Origin of the sequence: Methylobacter sp. BlB1, assembly GCF_015476545.1 — a bacterium.
Lineage (GTDB): Bacteria > Pseudomonadota > Gammaproteobacteria > Methylococcales > Methylomonadaceae > Methylobacter.
On the sequence record NZ_JADMKV010000004.1, the window covers coordinates 70,086 to 85,793 of the forward strand.

At 49.8% G+C, this 15,708-nt stretch carries 16 protein-coding genes; 10 read left to right on the forward strand and 6 right to left on the reverse strand.

Annotation, left to right across the window (positions count from 1 at the left end; all coding sequences use genetic code 11):
• Positions 1–84: 84 nt before the first annotated feature.
• Both aspS and IT781_RS03090 read right to left on the reverse strand, forming a co-directional pair.
• Positions 85–1,869 carry an aspartate--tRNA ligase gene (gene aspS, locus IT781_RS03085; RefSeq protein WP_194968665.1) on the reverse strand — a complete coding sequence of 595 codons (1,785 nt, stop codon included), beginning with the start codon at positions 1,867–1,869 and terminating at the stop codon, positions 85–87.
• Positions 1,870–1,938: 69 nt separating this feature from the next.
• Positions 1,939–2,217: an FmdB family zinc ribbon protein gene (locus tag IT781_RS03090; protein ID WP_194968666.1), complete on the reverse strand. Its 279-nt coding sequence runs from the start codon at positions 2,215–2,217 to the stop codon at positions 1,939–1,941.
• 108 nt (positions 2,218–2,325) lie between these two features.
• On the opposite strand from IT781_RS03090, the gene pyrC reads away from it, so the two are divergent.
• Complete coding sequence (pyrC, locus tag IT781_RS03095; RefSeq protein WP_194968667.1) at positions 2,326–3,360, forward strand: dihydroorotase; 1,035 nt, start codon at positions 2,326–2,328, stop codon at positions 3,358–3,360.
• A 76-nt stretch (positions 3,361–3,436) separates the two neighbouring features.
• Here pyrC and IT781_RS03100 read toward each other — a convergent pair whose 3' ends face one another.
• Positions 3,437–4,171 (reverse strand): VacJ family lipoprotein, encoded by a 735-nt coding sequence (locus IT781_RS03100; RefSeq protein WP_194968668.1) that lies wholly within the window; start codon positions 4,169–4,171, stop codon positions 3,437–3,439.
• Positions 4,172–4,306: 135 nt separating this feature from the next.
• Here IT781_RS03100 and rnt point away from each other — a divergent pair, with 135 nt between their 5' ends.
• Entirely contained in the window at positions 4,307–4,930 is a 624-nt protein-coding gene (gene rnt, locus IT781_RS03105) for a ribonuclease T (RefSeq protein ID WP_194968669.1), read from the forward strand.
• 47 nt (positions 4,931–4,977) lie between these two features.
• On the opposite strand, the gene grxD is transcribed toward rnt, so the two are convergent.
• A complete protein-coding gene (gene grxD, locus IT781_RS03110) occupies positions 4,978–5,301 on the reverse strand; it encodes a Grx4 family monothiol glutaredoxin (RefSeq protein WP_194968670.1) in 324 nt (107 codons plus the stop codon).
• 173 nt (positions 5,302–5,474) lie between these two features.
• On the opposite strand from grxD, the gene IT781_RS03115 reads away from it, so the two are divergent.
• The 6 genes from IT781_RS03115 (at position 5,475) to cpdA (ending at position 10,711) form a co-directional block, all read left to right on the forward strand.
• Complete coding sequence (locus IT781_RS03115; RefSeq protein WP_194968671.1) at positions 5,475–6,656, forward strand: acetylornithine transaminase; 1,182 nt, start codon at positions 5,475–5,477, stop codon at positions 6,654–6,656.
• A complete protein-coding gene (gene argF / locus IT781_RS03120; protein WP_194968722.1) occupies positions 6,653–7,555 on the forward strand; it encodes an ornithine carbamoyltransferase in 903 nt (300 codons plus the stop codon). Before IT781_RS03115 ends, argF begins: the two co-directional genes overlap by 4 nt.
• A gap of 43 nt (positions 7,556–7,598) precedes the next feature.
• On the forward strand, positions 7,599–8,270 hold the full coding sequence (locus IT781_RS03125; RefSeq protein WP_370526905.1) for a TIGR04211 family SH3 domain-containing protein: 672 nt from the start codon (positions 7,599–7,601) through the stop codon (positions 8,268–8,270).
• A gap of 79 nt (positions 8,271–8,349) precedes the next feature.
• The gene (locus IT781_RS03130) at positions 8,350–8,511 is read left to right on the forward strand and encodes a hypothetical protein (RefSeq protein ID WP_194968672.1); all 162 of its coding nucleotides are present in this window, start codon (positions 8,350–8,352) and stop codon (positions 8,509–8,511) included.
• Positions 8,512–8,581: 70 nt separating this feature from the next.
• Complete coding sequence (gene argA, locus IT781_RS03135) at positions 8,582–9,898, forward strand: amino-acid N-acetyltransferase (RefSeq protein ID WP_194968673.1); 1,317 nt, start codon at positions 8,582–8,584, stop codon at positions 9,896–9,898.
• A gap of 9 nt (positions 9,899–9,907) precedes the next feature.
• Positions 9,908–10,711 (forward strand): 3',5'-cyclic-AMP phosphodiesterase, encoded by an 804-nt coding sequence (cpdA, locus tag IT781_RS03140; protein ID WP_194968674.1) that lies wholly within the window; start codon positions 9,908–9,910, stop codon positions 10,709–10,711.
• Here the strand turns inward: cpdA and IT781_RS03145 are convergent.
• Positions 10,705–11,247, reverse strand: a complete 543-nt coding sequence (locus tag IT781_RS03145) for an RNA pyrophosphohydrolase (RefSeq protein ID WP_194968675.1) — start codon at positions 11,245–11,247, stop codon at positions 10,705–10,707. The genes cpdA and IT781_RS03145 overlap by 7 nt on opposite strands.
• 161 nt (positions 11,248–11,408) lie before the next feature.
• Here IT781_RS03145 and IT781_RS03150 point away from each other — a divergent pair, with 161 nt between their 5' ends.
• Together IT781_RS03150 and IT781_RS03155 are read left to right on the forward strand one after the other, a co-directional pair.
• Positions 11,409–12,095 (forward strand): HAD family hydrolase, encoded by a 687-nt coding sequence (locus tag IT781_RS03150; RefSeq protein ID WP_194968676.1) that lies wholly within the window; start codon positions 11,409–11,411, stop codon positions 12,093–12,095.
• A gap of 587 nt (positions 12,096–12,682) precedes the next feature.
• On the forward strand, positions 12,683–13,648 hold the full coding sequence (locus tag IT781_RS03155) for a hypothetical protein (RefSeq protein WP_194968677.1): 966 nt from the start codon (positions 12,683–12,685) through the stop codon (positions 13,646–13,648).
• A gap of 69 nt (positions 13,649–13,717) precedes the next feature.
• On the opposite strand, the gene IT781_RS03160 is transcribed toward IT781_RS03155, so the two are convergent.
• Complete coding sequence (locus tag IT781_RS03160) at positions 13,718–15,691, reverse strand: TonB-dependent siderophore receptor (protein ID WP_194968678.1); 1,974 nt, start codon at positions 15,689–15,691, stop codon at positions 13,718–13,720.
• Positions 15,692–15,708 lie beyond the last annotated feature (17 nt).

The following is a 15,708-nucleotide window of genomic DNA, read 5'->3' on the forward strand; positions in this document are numbered from 1 at the left end:
AACTTTATAAGACACTTCGTTCCGGGTATAAGTTTTGTCTCCGCCGCATTATTTTGGGCGGAGGCAAAATAGTGGACAAGGCGGTTAAGACGCCTTGGCGGCAGTTGGTTTCAGCAAGCGGATGCCCAGCTCGCGCAGCTGCGTATCATCGACGGGAGCCGGTGCGTTGACTAATGGACAGGCCGCTGACTGCGTTTTAGGGAAGGCAATCACGTCGCGGATCGAATGCGAGCCGGTCATCAGCATGACCAGGCGATCCAGCCCGAACGCCAGTCCGCCATGCGGCGGCGCGCCGTATTTCAAGGCATCGAGCAGGAAGCCGAATTTTTCTTTGGCTTCGTTATCGTCGATCCCCAGAATTGTAAATACAGTTCGCTGCATGGCCGGGCGGTTGATACGGATCGAGCCGCCGCCGACTTCGGTGCCGTTCAGCACCAGGTCATAAGCGCGCGACAGCGCCGTGCCGGGATTGGCCAGCAATTCTTCAGCCGAGCAGCTTGGCGCCGTGAACGGATGGTGAATCGCGGCCCAGCGCTGGTTCTTGTCGTCCCATTCGAACATCGGGAAATCGACCACCCAGACCGGTTTCCACTCGCCTTCCAGCATGTTTAGGTCGTGGCCCAGCTTGACGCGCAACGCGCCCATCGCTTCGTTGACGACGCTGGCCTTGTCGGCGCCGAAGAAAATCAGGTCGCCGGTTTGCGCGCCGGTTTTGGTCAGCACTTTTTCCCAGACTTCGGCCGGCGCGAATTTGACGATCGGCGACTGCAAGCCGTCAATGCCACCATTGCGGTCGTTAACTTTAATATAAGCCAGACCTTTGGCACCGTAGATGCCGACGAATTTGGTCAGGTCTTCGATGTCCTTGCGGCTCAAATCGCCGCCGTTAGGCAGGCGCATGGCCACGACGCGGCCTTTCGGATCGTTGGCCGGGCCCGAGAAGACTTTGAAATCGACAGCTTTCATTTCTTCGGCGATGTCGACCAGTTCCAGCGGGATCCGCAGGTCCGGACGGTCGACGCCGAACCGGGACATGGCTTCCTGATAAGTCATGCGCGGGAAGGTCGCATCGAGTTGCACGCCGCTAACCTTGGCGAACAGCTGACGGATCATCTCTTCCATGATTTCCATGATCTCGTTTTCGTCCATGAAAGAGGTCTCGATATCGAGCTGGGTAAATTCAGGTTGCCTGTCGGCGCGCAGGTCCTCGTCGCGGAAGCAGCGCACGACCTGATAATAGCGGTCCATGCCGGAAACCATCAGTATCTGCTTGTAAAGCTGCGGCGACTGAGGCAAAGCAAAAAAGGCGTTTTCATGCGTACGGCTGGGCACGATGTAATCGCGCGCGCCTTCGGGCGTGGCTTTGGTCAGGTAAGGCGTTTCGATCTCGAAGAACTCGTGGTCATCGAGGAAATTGCGTAGCGTGCGCGTGACATCGCGGCGCACGCGCATTTTTTCCTGCATGGACGTGCGGCGCAGATCGATGTAGCGGTAGCGCAGACGCATTTCCTCGTTGACTTCGATGTCGCTCTCGATCGGGAAAGGCGGCGTTTCGGACTCGTTCAGCACTTCCACGCCGGTGGCCAGCACCTCTATTTCACCGGTGCTCATGTTCGGATTAATCGTGCCCTCGGGACGATCGCGCACGATCCCGTTGACTTTTAAAACATATTCGCTGCGTACACTTTCGGCGACCGCGAAAGTTTCGGGAGAATCAGGATCAAATACGACTTGCACCAGACCGGCGCGGTCTCTCAGATCGATAAAAATAACCCCGCCATGGTCCCGGCGGCGGTGAACCCAGCCGCATAATTCAACCGTTTCGGCTAAATGTTTTTTGTTTAATTCTCCACATTTGTGGGTACGCATAAGTTTTCTCTGTTAATCCAAAAAATTTGTCGATATTACGTGCTTAGACTGGCAGATGCAAGCCGGTTTCTAATGGCTGCTCTTGCAGCTTCCGCCGCAGCAACTGGCGGCACTGGGCGCGCTGGCGCTGGAACTGCCGCTCTCGCCTGCTACGTTTTTCTTGTTGCCGCTTTTAAAATCGGTTTCATACCAGCCGCCGCCTTTCAGTCTGAATCCGGCCGCTGAAATCTTTTTCATGAGCTCCGGCTGACTGCAGGCCGGGCAGTTGATTAATGGCGCGTCGCTGAGTTTTTGCAAAGCTTCATGTTCATGACCGCACGCTTGACATTGATATTCGTAAATTGGCATTAGCCCCTCCGATAACAAAAAATAATACCCAAAATAGGGGACAGTCTTAGTTTTTCAAGGTCCTTCCTATAAAATAATTGCCTATTTTACAGAAAGATGACATCCAGAATGAAAAAATTAACCATCAAACGACCCGACGATTGGCATTTGCATGTCAGAACCGGCGCGATTTTAAAAACTGTCATGCCGCATACCGCACGGCGATTCGCCCGCGCCATCATCATGCCCAATCTGAAACCGCCCGTGACGTCCGTGGCGCAGGCCCTGGCCTATCGGGAGGAAATCCTGCAGGCTGTACCGGCGGACCTGGATTTTACACCGCTGATGACGCTATACCTGACTGGCGCGACGACGGCGGATGAAATCCGGAAAGCCGCCGAATGCGAACACGTCCAGGCGTTCAAACTGTATCCGGCCGGTGCCACGACGCACTCCGATGCCGGCATCAGCGATATCAAAGCCGCCTACCCGCTGCTGGAAGCCATGGAAAAACACGATGTGCCTTTGCTGATCCATGGCGAAGTCACCGATGAGGCTTGCGATATCTTTGACCGGGAGCGGGTGTTCGTCGATACTGCTCTGGCCGACATCGTCAAAAACTTCCCGGAACTGCGCGTTGTGGTCGAGCATGTGACAACGGCGGAAGCCGTGCAATTTGTACAATCGACCGGCGCGCGCATTGGCGCCACCATTACGCCGCAACACCTGATGTTCAACCGCAACGCCCTTCTGGCCGGCGGCATACGGCCGCATCATTACTGCTTGCCCATCATCAAACGCGAACACCATCGCCAGGCTTTGGTCGCCGCCGCTACCAGCGGCAATCCGAAATTTTTCCTGGGCACGGACAGCGCCCCGCATCTGACTTCGTTGAAGGAAGCCGCTTGTGGTTGCGCGGGCTGTTACAGCGCCCATGCCGCGCTGGAACTGTACGCGGAAGTCTTCGAGCGGACCGATGCGTTGGACAAGCTGGAAGGTTTTGCGAGCTTTCATGGCGCCGATTTCTACCGTTTGCCGAGAAATTCAGGCACGATCATCCTGGAAAAAACCACCTGGAAAGTGCCGGCCGCTTACGGCGATGATTCGGTATCGATCACGCCGCTGAGAGCCGATGAAGAACTGACTTGGCAGATAGCACAGTAAACTCATTCAGACCGCAAACAGGCGGGATCTGTCGTCTGTTTGCGGTCTGAGCGCAGGCTAATGAAGGATCAATCGGCTATGGATTATTTTCGTCCAGTTCCAGTTCATCCTTCTCCTCCTCCGGCACATTGCCGTCGTGGACCAAATAATTGCGCCGCTGCAAATAGGCGTTTTTGAAAAACTCATACCTGTCCAAAGCCGCTTCATCCGCTGCTTTTTCAGTCCCCAAATTGTCTGCGCGAAAATCAGTCCAATTCGCCGCGAACAGTGAGCCGCTGATAATGCCGCTATCAAGATAGCTGATGGGATTCATGGCCGTATCGCCGATCAGGCCGCCTATGCCGCGCGGAGAACTGGGCCCTAAGAGAGGCAAGACCAGATAAGGCCCTGTAGGCAAGCCCCAAACACCCAGCGTCTGGTCAAAATCCTCTTCGTGTTTGGGCAGATCAATCATCTCCGCAACATCGATGAATCCGCCGATACCGGCCACCGTATTGACAATAAAGCGCGATCCATCCATGCCGGCCTGCGATAACTTGAACTGTAAAAGATCATTTATTGTGACGCCAATATCATTAATATTACTGAAAAAATTAGTCACGCCGCGATCGGCGAATGACGGCATAATCCACTGATAGCCATTGGCAATAGGCTTTCCTACATACTCATCAAGGTTATCATTGAATAACTGCACATCCCTGTTCCAGTTTTCCAGCGGATCTCTGGTATCTCGTGTACTGGTTGCGCATCCCGCCATCATGCCCAATAATATAAAATTTGCCAATCGTGTTATTGATCTGTTCTTGTGCATGGCTTTGCCTTTAATTTAGCTATTATTTTTATTCTGACTTAAATTTCGCGTAACATAGCATAAACGGCTTCAGCTATCGATATTCGCCATTATGTTACTTAATTCTTCCCATACCCCTGATTCCGCTCAAATTTAATGGATATACCCAAAATTCCTTTAGACAAACGCTTTAGAGGCTATCTGCCTGTCATTGTCGACATAGAGACAGCCGGTTTTAACCCTAAAAAGCATGCATTGCTGGAAATCGCCGCCGTAATTGTCGAACTTAACAGCCAGCACGATCTGGAAATCACTGAGCGCTACTCGACGCATGTGATTCCGTTCAAAAACGCCGAATTCGATGAATCCGCCCTCAAATTCAATGGCATTGACCCGCATCACCCTTTCCGTATGGCTATTGATGAGAAAGAGGCGCTTGACATGCTGTTCAAGCCCATCAAGGAGGCGGTAAAGCGCAACAATTGCACACGGGCGATTTTGGTAGGCCATAATCCGGCTTTCGACATCAATTTCCTGAATGCGGCCATCCATCGCACGCAAATAAAAAGAAGCCCGTTTCATCCGTTCAGTACATTTGACACGGCTACGCTGGGAGGATTGGCGTATCAGCAAACCGTGCTGGCAAAAATTGCCAAATCAGCCGGCCTGGAATGGGATAATGAAAAAGCGCATTCTGCGCTATACGATGCGGAGAAGACAGCCGAGTTATTCTGCAAGATAGTCAACCGCTGGAAACGGCTCGAATCACTCGCCCTCTAGGACAAAGACTATCATACCCGCGTCCCGGGTATGATAGTCTCTACAAATCATTCTGCAATGGCACCGACTGCTGCCAGCATTTTGCTCAACTCGCCCTTGTTGTACAGATCAATCATGATGTCGCAGCCGCCTACGAGTTCGCCGCCGATGTAAAGCTGCGGATAGGTCGGCCAGTTTGAATATTCCTTCAGCGCCTCGCGAATCTCAAGATCTTCGAAGATATTGACGTACATGTATTTCGCATGGCAGGCATCCAGCACCTGAACAGCCTGGCCGGAAAATCCGCATTGTGGAAAATCAGGCGTGCCTTTCATGTATAAAACAACCGGATTATTTTCAATCTGGTCTTTGATTCTTTCAATTACGTTCATAGTAGCAGTTACTCACTCGAGAAATAAAACTGACTGATTTTATCAACAATTATGGCGTTAAAAAAGCAAATCTTGCAAGCCTGCGCTTGCCTGAGAGCTGTTTGAAAACTATAATCGAACATTTTTCCAGCGGGCGACCGACTTTCCACTATTTTTGTTTATAGGCAGAATTAATGACTAGCCATATTATGCCAACTTATGGACGCTTACCCGTGACTTTTGAACGCGGCGCCGGCGCATGGTTGTGGGACACTAACAATAAACGTTATCTGGATGCCTTATCCGGCGTAGCCGTATGCAATCTGGGCCATGCGCACCCGGCAGTGCACAGGGCTATCTGCAAGCAAAGCGAAACCTTGCTGCATACGTCAAACGTGTATGTTATCGCTGCCCAGGAGCGCCTGGCCGATAAATTGATCGCAAAAAGCGGCATGGATAACGTTTTTTTCTGCAATTCCGGCGCTGAAGCCAATGAAGCCGCCATCAAACTGGCTCGCCTATATGGACATCAACAAAATATAGAAAACCCGGCCATCATCGTCATGGAAAAAAGCTTTCACGGCCGCACGCTCGCCACATTGAGCGCCACCGGCAACGCGAAAGTACAGCAAGGCTTTGCGCCACTGGTCGAGGGTTTTGTGCGCGTACCTTATAACGACATCAACGCCATCGAACAAGCGATTAAACAAAATGCCGATATCGTTGCCGTATTGGTTGAGCCCGTTCAAGGTGAAGGCGGCGTCAACGTTCCCGCTGCCGATTACCTTAACCAAATTCGCAATCTGTGCGATCAGCACGGACTGCTGATGATGCTGGATGAAATCCAGACCGGCATAGGCCGCACCGGAAAATTTCTTGCCTATCAGCATAATGAAATCCTGCCTGACGTTTGCACACTGGCCAAAGCATTAGGCAATGGCGTACCGATCGGTGCCTGCCTTGCTCATGGCAAAGCGGCTCAATTGTTTACCACAGGCGCCCACGGTTCGACATTCGGCGGCAATCCTCTGGCATGCAGCGCAGCATTAGCCGTGTTGGAAACACTGGAGAATGAAGACCTGATCGGACAAGCCGAACAAAAAGGCGCCGCTATCAGCACCGGATTCAGCAAGCAATTGGCTGATAACCCGCATGTTGTCGACGTTCGCCATAAAGGCCTCATGATCGGCATCGAACTCGACGCGCCTTGCGCAGACCTTGTGAAATCAGCCCTGGAGCAAGGTTTACTGATCAATGTCACCAGCGAGAAAACCATCCGTCTGCTGCCGCCATTGATCATTGATGACCAGCAAATCAATCAACTTGTAGAAACCTTATCCGCTCTTATTCAAGCGCACACAAAACCATGCCTATGAAACCCAGACACTTCATCAGCCTGTTAGACTTATCAAGCGACGAATTTCGCGGCTTGATCAGCAGAGCCATAGCGCTGAAAAATCACCGAGATCCTGATTATCAGCCTTTAAAAGGCCAAGTTCTGGCGATGATCTTTGAAAAATCATCGACGCGTACCCGTATTTCATTTGAAGCCGGCATGATCCATTTTGGCGGCAGCGCATTGTTTCTGTCGCCTAGGGACACCCAACTGGGACGCGGAGAACCGCTGCAGGACAGCGCCAAAGTTATTTCCAGCATGGTCGATTGCATCATGCTCAGAACCAACAAGCATGAAACGGTAACTACATTCGCCGAGCATTCGCGGGTACCCGTGATCAACGGATTAACCGATTTGCAGCACCCGTGCCAATTACTGGCAGACATGCAGACTTATTTTGAGCATCGCGGCGACATTCAGGGCAAAACCGTCGCCTGGATCGGTGATGGCAATAATATGTGCCATTCCTATATTGATGCCGCAACCGTATTGGATTTTAAATTGAACATTGCCTGCCCGTCCGGTTATGAACCCGTAAAATCCATTGTTGACGCGGCGGGCGAACGCGTCCGTTTTTTCTCCACGCCTCTGGAAGCAGCTAAAGGCGCAGATTTGCTTGTCACTGACGTCTGGGCCAGCATGGGACAGGAGGAAGAACAAAAACAACGTGAAATAGCCTTTCAAGATTATCAGATCAACGCAGACATTATGAAAGCGGCAAATCATGATGCCCTGTTTATGCACTGCCTCCCTGCGCACCGCGGTGAAGAAGTCTCTGCTGATGTTATCGACGGCCCGCAGAGCGTTATCTTCGATGAAGCCGAAAATCGCCTGCACGCACAAAAAGCGCTGCTGGAATTTCTAATGTGTCGTAAATAACGCTAAAATTCATTTTTTCGGACGATCAAGAACAGAGATTCAAGTGAAAAAAATATTAAGTTCGTTTTTTATTTTAATGCTGGCTTTCGGTTCAGCGCAGGCCGATACTGTCTATGTAACCGACAATCTGGATCTGGCATTTAGAAGCGAAGAAAACACGCGTGGTAAAGTTATAAAAATGCTCCATCCGGGCACGCCTCTGACAGTGCTCAGTCAAAACAAGGAAACCGGTTTCATCTATGCACGCCTTGATGACGGCACAGAAGGCTATATTCTGGCCCGCCATACCAAAAAGGAACCCCCCAGCCGTTCTCAACTGGATGCCGCCAATAAAAAACTGGCGTCATTGGAAAAAGAAAACACGACACTTAAAACTGAATTTGAATCGCTGAGAAGTTCATTGACACCGGGAACAACTCTCGAACAGTCTCTCGCAACGGAACGCGACCATTTGGCCAGAGAACTCAGCGAGCTGAAGCAAACCGCTTCCAACGCCGTGGAGTTAAAAAATCAACGCGATGAACTTCAAGAGCGCGTGGTCAATGTTGAACGAGAACTGGAACAGCTTAAACTGGAAAACAAGGCGCTGGCGGACAGCAGCAAACAAGACTGGTTTTTATACGGCGGTATTCTGTCCCTGGTCGGCGTCATCTTGGGATTCATCCTGCCCAAATTGGGCTGGCGCCGCAGAAGCAGCAGTTGGGATACTTACTGAGATCAGGCAAGCCCTTGCCTTCTCATATCCCACATTTTAAACCCATAACTTTCGGGAATTGCTTACATGGCTAATTCAGGTGACAAAAAAGTCCGCACCTACTCTTCTTCTCAAGGTGTTGACGGCATGGAGCGTGCACATCAACAGACTGGCCGAAGATGCCACTTGCGGCGTACTGACGAAATATGCCAAATCAGTCAGTTCAGCTTCCCTGGGCGCCGTTACCGATAATCTGAATTAACTCCAATCCCAATGCTGGGTGTTCCGACACCCAGGCTTCCCGCTCTTTCAAAAATTCTGTAAGTGCTATTATGGAATCACATCACTCATTCGTCAGCTGGTTCAGAAACTCATCACCCTATATACATGCGCATCGCAACAAAACGTTTGTGATTTCGTTCGGCGGCGAGGCAGTTCTTGACGATGACTTCGCCAATCATGTTCACGATTTTGCTCTAATGAACAGCCTGGGGATACGCCTGGTGCTGGTCCACGGCATACGCCCGCAGGTAGATCAACGCCTTAACAACACTACCCCCCCGCCCCGTTTTCATAACCATTTACGCATTACCGATGATCTGGCCCTTCAGTGCGTAAAAGAAGCGGCCGGACTGGTGCGCGTGGAGATTGAAGCCCTCCTGTCGATGGGCCTTGCCAACTCGCCGATGGCGGGCGCTAAAATCAAGGTGGCTTCCGGCAATTTCGTTACCGCCAAACCGATAGGCGTCATCGACGGCATCGATTACTGCCATACGGGCGAAGTCCGGCGCATCGACAGCGCGGCAATTCATCAGCAATTGGACCAGAACAATGTCGTGCTGATTTCGCCTATCGGCTATTCACCCAGCGGAGAAATTTTCAATTTGTCCGCCGAGCAAGTCGCGACGGCCGTCTCGATTGCGTTAAAAGCCGAAAAGCTCATTCTATTGACCGAGCAAAGCTGCTGCCATCCTGATAGCAACGCACAAATTCAGCAAATGACCACCGCTGAAGCCAGCTCTTTTCTGGAACAGCACCCTGACCTTGCCGACACGGTCAGCCTGCCTCTGAAAGCGGCTATTCAGAGCTGCCAATCAGGCATCGACCGAGTGCATCTGATCAACCGCAACCATAACGGCGCCCTGCTGCTTGAACTTTTTACCCGGGACGGCATCGGTACTTTGATCAGTTCCATGCCGTTCGAAGAATTGCGCCCCGCCACTCTGAACGACATAGGCGGCATACTGGAACTGATTAAGCCGCTGGAACAACAAGGTAAATTGACCAAGCGTTCTAGGGAAAAAATCGAGATGGAAATCGCCGATTACATCGTGATCGAAAGAGACGGTTTGATCATAGGCTGCACCGCACTGCATCCAAATGAGCAGGAAAAGTCCGGCGTCATTGCCTGCATGGCTGTTCATGCGGATTATCAAGGCTCCGCCAGAGGTAATCGCATGCTGGAATATGCCTACCACAGAGCGAGCGGACTGGGCTTGAAAAAATTATTCGTGCTGTCGACACAAACCATGCACTGGTTTATCGAACGGGGTTTCTCGCCGTCGGATATCAACAGCCTTCCTGACCCGCTCAAGGCGTTATACAATCCGCAGAGAAATTCCAAGATTCTCTGTAAAAACATTGAATAGGATTTTGCCATGACTCATACCCCTGATCGCCTGTCGATACTGCAAATATCTGATTCGCACATTCTGCCTAATCCCGGCGAGACACTCTTGGGGATCGATACGGACTATTATTTCCGGGCTGTTCTTGAGCAGGCTTTTGCATCGGAGCACCGGTTTGATTTGATTCTGTTCACGGGCGACCTGGCCCAGCATCCCGGCCGGTCAAACTATCAACACATCCTGAACACGCTTGAAGCGTATAAGACGCCTTGCGTCTGCCTGCCCGGCAATCACGATGACTATGAGTTGATGCAGGAAATACTGAACACGGAGCTGGTCAATTGCCGCAAGCAGGTTTTTTTAGGCGATTGGCAGATCATCAGTTTGAACAGCCAGGTTCCAGGCACACCCGATGGCTACTTGTCGACCCAGGAACTGACATTTCTTGAACACTGCCTTGACACCCACCCGGATAGCTACGCATTGATTGCCATGCATCATCATTGCCTGTCCGTCAACAGTCCCTGGATGGATACCATGATGATAGGAAACGCGCAGGAGCTGTTTGCGATAATCGACAAGCATCCGAATGTCAAAGCCGTCACGTTCGGCCATATTCATCAAGCTATAGAGCTTGAAGCAGGCTCAATTCGCGCATGGGGGTCGCCCTCTACCTGCTTCCAGTTTCAGCCTGCAAGCACACAGCTCGTGGTCGCCGATACGCCACCGGGTTACCGGTTGATCCAACTGTCTGCTGACGGCCGGCTCGAATCAGAAGTTCATCATTTACCCGAGCCGTTAACCGGGCTGAAAACAGATGCACAGGGCTATTGATGGTTGGCCCCGTTGTATCTTTTTTCTTTCGATAAATACCCTTCCGCGTTAACCGGCACGGAATCGACAGTCAGCAGCGCGCCCAGTTCGGTCATCGCCTTCTGATACACTTTGCGTTTGAAATAGACAACATCCTTCAGCGGTTCCCAATAATCCACCCAGCGCCAGCCATCAAATTCCGGCTTGGCGCAGCGGTCGAAGCGCACATTGGATTCCTGCGTTATCAGCCGCAAGATAAACCAGATCTGCTTTTGCCCGATACAGACTGGGAGTGAATTCTTGCGTATATAACGCTCAGGCAATTGATACCTCAGCCAGTAACGGGTACGCCCAAGCACCTGTACATGTTGTTCCTGTAGCCCCGTTTCTTCCCACAATTCTCGATACATCGCTGTTTCAGGATCTTCATTCTGATGAATTCCGCCTTGCGGGAACTGCCATGAGTTCACGCCCATCCGTTTTGCCCAAAACACGCGACCCTCGTCATTGCAAAGGATGATGCCGACATTGGGCCGATATCCTTTAGAGTCGATCATGTTTAAAAACCTATGTCTTGTCCTTTCCTATGTTTAATCTTGCGTGTGGTAGAATTGCAAACTATAGGTCAGGTAATAAATTAATTGCCTCCATTGTTCCATAAAAAATGTACAGACGCCATAGGGCAATATTTTTTTAATTATTTCAGACAGGTTTACCCGTGAGTTTAGCGATTTTTGATTTAGATAATACTTTGATTGCCGATGACAGTGATTACTTGTGGGGACAGTTTCTTGTCGAACAAGGCATTGTCGATAAAGATCAATACGCAAGCGCTAACGCTAAATTCTATGACGATTACAAGCAAGGCACGCTGGATATAGAGGCATTCCTGCGCTTTTCTCTGCGGCCTTTGGCCGATAATCATCCCGAACAGCTTTACCAGTGGCGGGCGCAGTTTATCGAAGAAACCATCAAGCCATTGTTATTGAAATCCGCACAAGAGTTGATCGCCAAACACAGGGATCGGGGCGATACCTTGCTGGTCATTACCGCTACTAACCGTTTCGTTACCGAACCGATAGTCAAACTGTATGGCATTGATAACTTGCTGGCGACTACACCGTCATTCACAGAGGGCCGATATACTGGAGATTTTGATGGCATTCCCTGTTTCCAGGAAGGCAAAGTGAAGCTGCTGGAAGCGTGGTTAAAAGACTCGACGGAAACCATGCAGGACAGCTGGTTCTACAGCGATTCACACAACGATCTGCCATTGCTTAAGCTGGTCGATAATCCCGTCGCGGTCGACCCGGATGAAAAGCTGCGCCAGTTCGCGGCAGCGGCCAAATGGCCGATCATTAGCCTAAGAAACGATCAATGCCCGACGCATCACTTCCATAAATAGCCTGACTGAATAGGCCAAGGTGTCAGCTGATAGCACTTAAGAAGTTATCCCGCAATGCGCCTTGGTTCTTCCCGGCCAAAAACGCATACAATCCGACGAAGTTGAAAGCGGGCTGAGCCCAAAGCATTTAACCGCAGATTTCCTAATCAAACGCATCCAGGTAGCGAGCCACTATCTGGACTTACATATTTCACTCTTCTGCTACCGGCCATTTTAAAAGTGTGGTGGCGATTAAAATCGCCCCACAGGCTTGCGTAAGTCCTGACTGTTAGTCAGAAATCACGGATAGAAAAGTATCCGTTAACTGTCGGAATCTCATTCCCAGATCAGTAGCATGTATAACGTTTGAGCCTGCTTTCTGCTGCTTGCTGGCACTCTCACGGCACCAGTTCGGCAATCCGTATTGTTGATGCTGACAATACCCAACGCTTGTGATAACTTTAAAGTCAACTCATAAATTTTGTTAGATTCATAAAAAATGACATTATCGCAGATAATGAGTTATTCAACTGCTGAAACTGTTGAACTTTCATCATATTTAACAATCAGAGCCCCATACTCATCAAATATTAGATAAGAGGGAAAATATGAACTTCACGTCAATAAAGGATTTTAAAATATTTATCATCATGCTCGTTGTTTTAGCCTTGCCGGCTACATTAACGATGTTGACTGTCAAAAAAGCTCAAGAAGTCATTGCTCCTGTTGCCGGCATTTCTCCATTGGGATATACCTGGAGCTTACTGCTTTTCATTGTCCCGGCATTAACGATCATCACTTGGCTTCATGTCAGCCACAACGAAAAATTAATCCGTAAGTCTTTCTGGCTGGCCTTAATCATGCTTGTACCTCTGGGTTTTATCCTGGATATTTTTTTTGGTCTTAGCTTTTTTACTTTTGCAAACCATGAAGCCACACTTCAGGTATATCTGCCTGGCTTTGACTTCGATCGGATGATGTGGCGCCTGGCATTGCCGATCGAGGAATTTGTTTTTTACCTCTCCGGATTTGTCACGGTTCTACTGGTTTATATCTGGTGCGATGAATACTGGCTTGCCGCTTACAATGTGCCTGATTATTCTGCGGAGACTAAAGAGATAGAAAAAATCGTATTTTTTCATCCGAAATCCCTTGCTTGGGGGCTGATATTGATTCTCTGCGGCTTTATTTATAAGAATTTTTTTACTCATCACTATCAAGGCGGATTTCCGGGCTATTTTACCTTTCTTACAGTCGCCAGCTTTATCCCTTCCGCGGCTTTCTTTAAGACGACTTACCGATTTATCAATTGGCGCGCTTTCAGTTCTACATTCTTTTTTATTTTATTGATCAGCCTGATATGGGAAGCGACTCTCGCCTCGCCATATCAATGGTGGGGATACAACCATGATCAAATGCTGGGCTTAACAGTCAGTGCCTGGGCCTCGCTGCCCGTTGAAGCCGTATTGGTATGGATGGCCGTTACATTTACGACGGTCATTGTCTATGAAGCTATTAAAATCTGGCTGTCTTCCGGCAAACGCCTTAAGAAAGCTTTCTTGGGAACAGATTGACATTCACTTACATCGCGGCCAATAAGGCGGGCAACAACAATCTTGAACTAAGACAGATAAGCCTGACTTTCAAAAGTCCAGGCTTATCTGTCCAAATATGCTGCGCTGTACTTCTATAACAGGCATATTCCTTATCAAGGCTTTGAATTCGGCATGACTGCTGTCCAACAGATTTCTGCCGGAAATGGATAATTCGATATTTTTCACAGGCTTCCATCCCAAGCGCACATCCATTTCCAGATAGCTGGCGATTCCCCGCTCAGGGTAATAGTCTCTATAGCGCAACTTGTCCACATACCGTAAAAAGGCATCCAATTGTACATTGTGCGGCAGGTCCATCGAGGATCTGAAATTGAATTGATGATGGGGTGATTGTCCTTCCTCGACATCATTGAACAGCGAAGCGGAATCAGTATGAAGCTGAATTTGCAGATAAGAGTAGTTTGCCTGCAGACGCCACCACTTTAACGCCTGCCATTGCGCTGCCGTCTCCAAACCGTAAGTTTCGCTACGGGCATTATTTCCATAAGTAACAGGATAAACTTTATGGGATATACCATTAGTCGTGTCATCAAAAGGCATTCCGGCTTCAACACTCCTCAGTTTGTCATACACATTGTAAAAAGCCGTGATGTCGATGGATATATTCTCTTTGGGTGCTATTCGATAGCCTAATTCGTAAGCAATCAGTTCTTCCGAATCAAAATTCCGATTACCTCGAAAGGCACTAAAGTCATTAGCACTTAACTGGCTGAAATAGAGCAAGTTTGTATCCTGATCTAAACGATTGGGCGTCCGCACTGCACGAGACACCGCCGCCCATAATGCCTGTTTGTTATCGGGCGTATAGATGAAGCGGGCATTGGGCTGAATTTGAAAGCCGCTAAAATCATTATGTTCAAATTTTGAGCCAAACAGGAACTTTAGTGTATCTGGGACCAGCGTCACCTGATCCTGTATAAATGCGCTATATAGCAGATAATCGCGGCTTGCAGGCGCAAATGAAAAATTGACGGCATTGTCCTGATCGTCCTCTATATACCGGAATCCCAGCCCCCAGGTCACTTCCTGCCGGGTGCCAAGCTGGAAATAATGCTGCAGATCGGCATCGTATGTGTTTATAACGGCTTCCGATGCATCGTTAAATGCGGAATAAGTAGTCCTATCCTGAGTCCGGTCAAAGTAGAGCTGTAGCGACAAATCCGATGTATCGGAAAACCGGTGCCGCCATCGGCTCAAAATATTGCCGCCGGAAAAATCTTCACCTACATTGCTCCGAGAAGTAAAAGGAGCTACCGGTGCTGTAGCGTCCCTCAAGCTGCCGCCGTTGCCTTTGTACAGATCGCCTTGCAAGGTCAGTGAATCATGCGGCGTCAAATCGCCATCGATTCTGAAGCCCCCCTGAAACTTTTCCCAATTGTCATTAGGGTTGCCGCCGCCTTCAAATTTTAAGTTATCCCTAGCGTTATATTTCATATAAGTCCGGTAATGCAGATTATCCGCCAGTTTTCCGCTGTAGCGGACAGAGCCTAGGCCTTTATCCTCACTGCCTCCTCCGGCTGTTACCGATAAGCCTTGATAAGTATTGGCTGCATTTCTGGTGATCACATTGATAACGCCGTTTACGGCATTGGCGCCCCACATGGCTGCACCCGGCCCCCTGATGACTTCAATCCTTTCTACATCTTCAAGCAGCACATCTTTTGTCCGCCAAAGCGTTCCCGAAAAGGTAGGATGATAAACCGTTCTGCCGTCGATCATCACCAGCAACTTGTTTGCATTCTCTCCGTTAAATCCCCGCGCTGTAATTGCCCAGGTATTCGCATTCACTTGGGCGACCTGAAGCCCTGGAGCCATGCGCAAAGCGTCGGGAATGGAAGTAACGCCGGAGCGGCGTATATCGTCATTGCTGATAACGAATACAGCGGCGGATGTTTGCAAAACTTTTTGTTCTCGCCGGGATGCGGAAAAGATGACCGATTCCTCCTGAAGCCAGCCTAACTCTTCATCTAACGAAGCTTCTATGTTTTCTTTTGACATCATCGGAGGCGCAGCGGCAG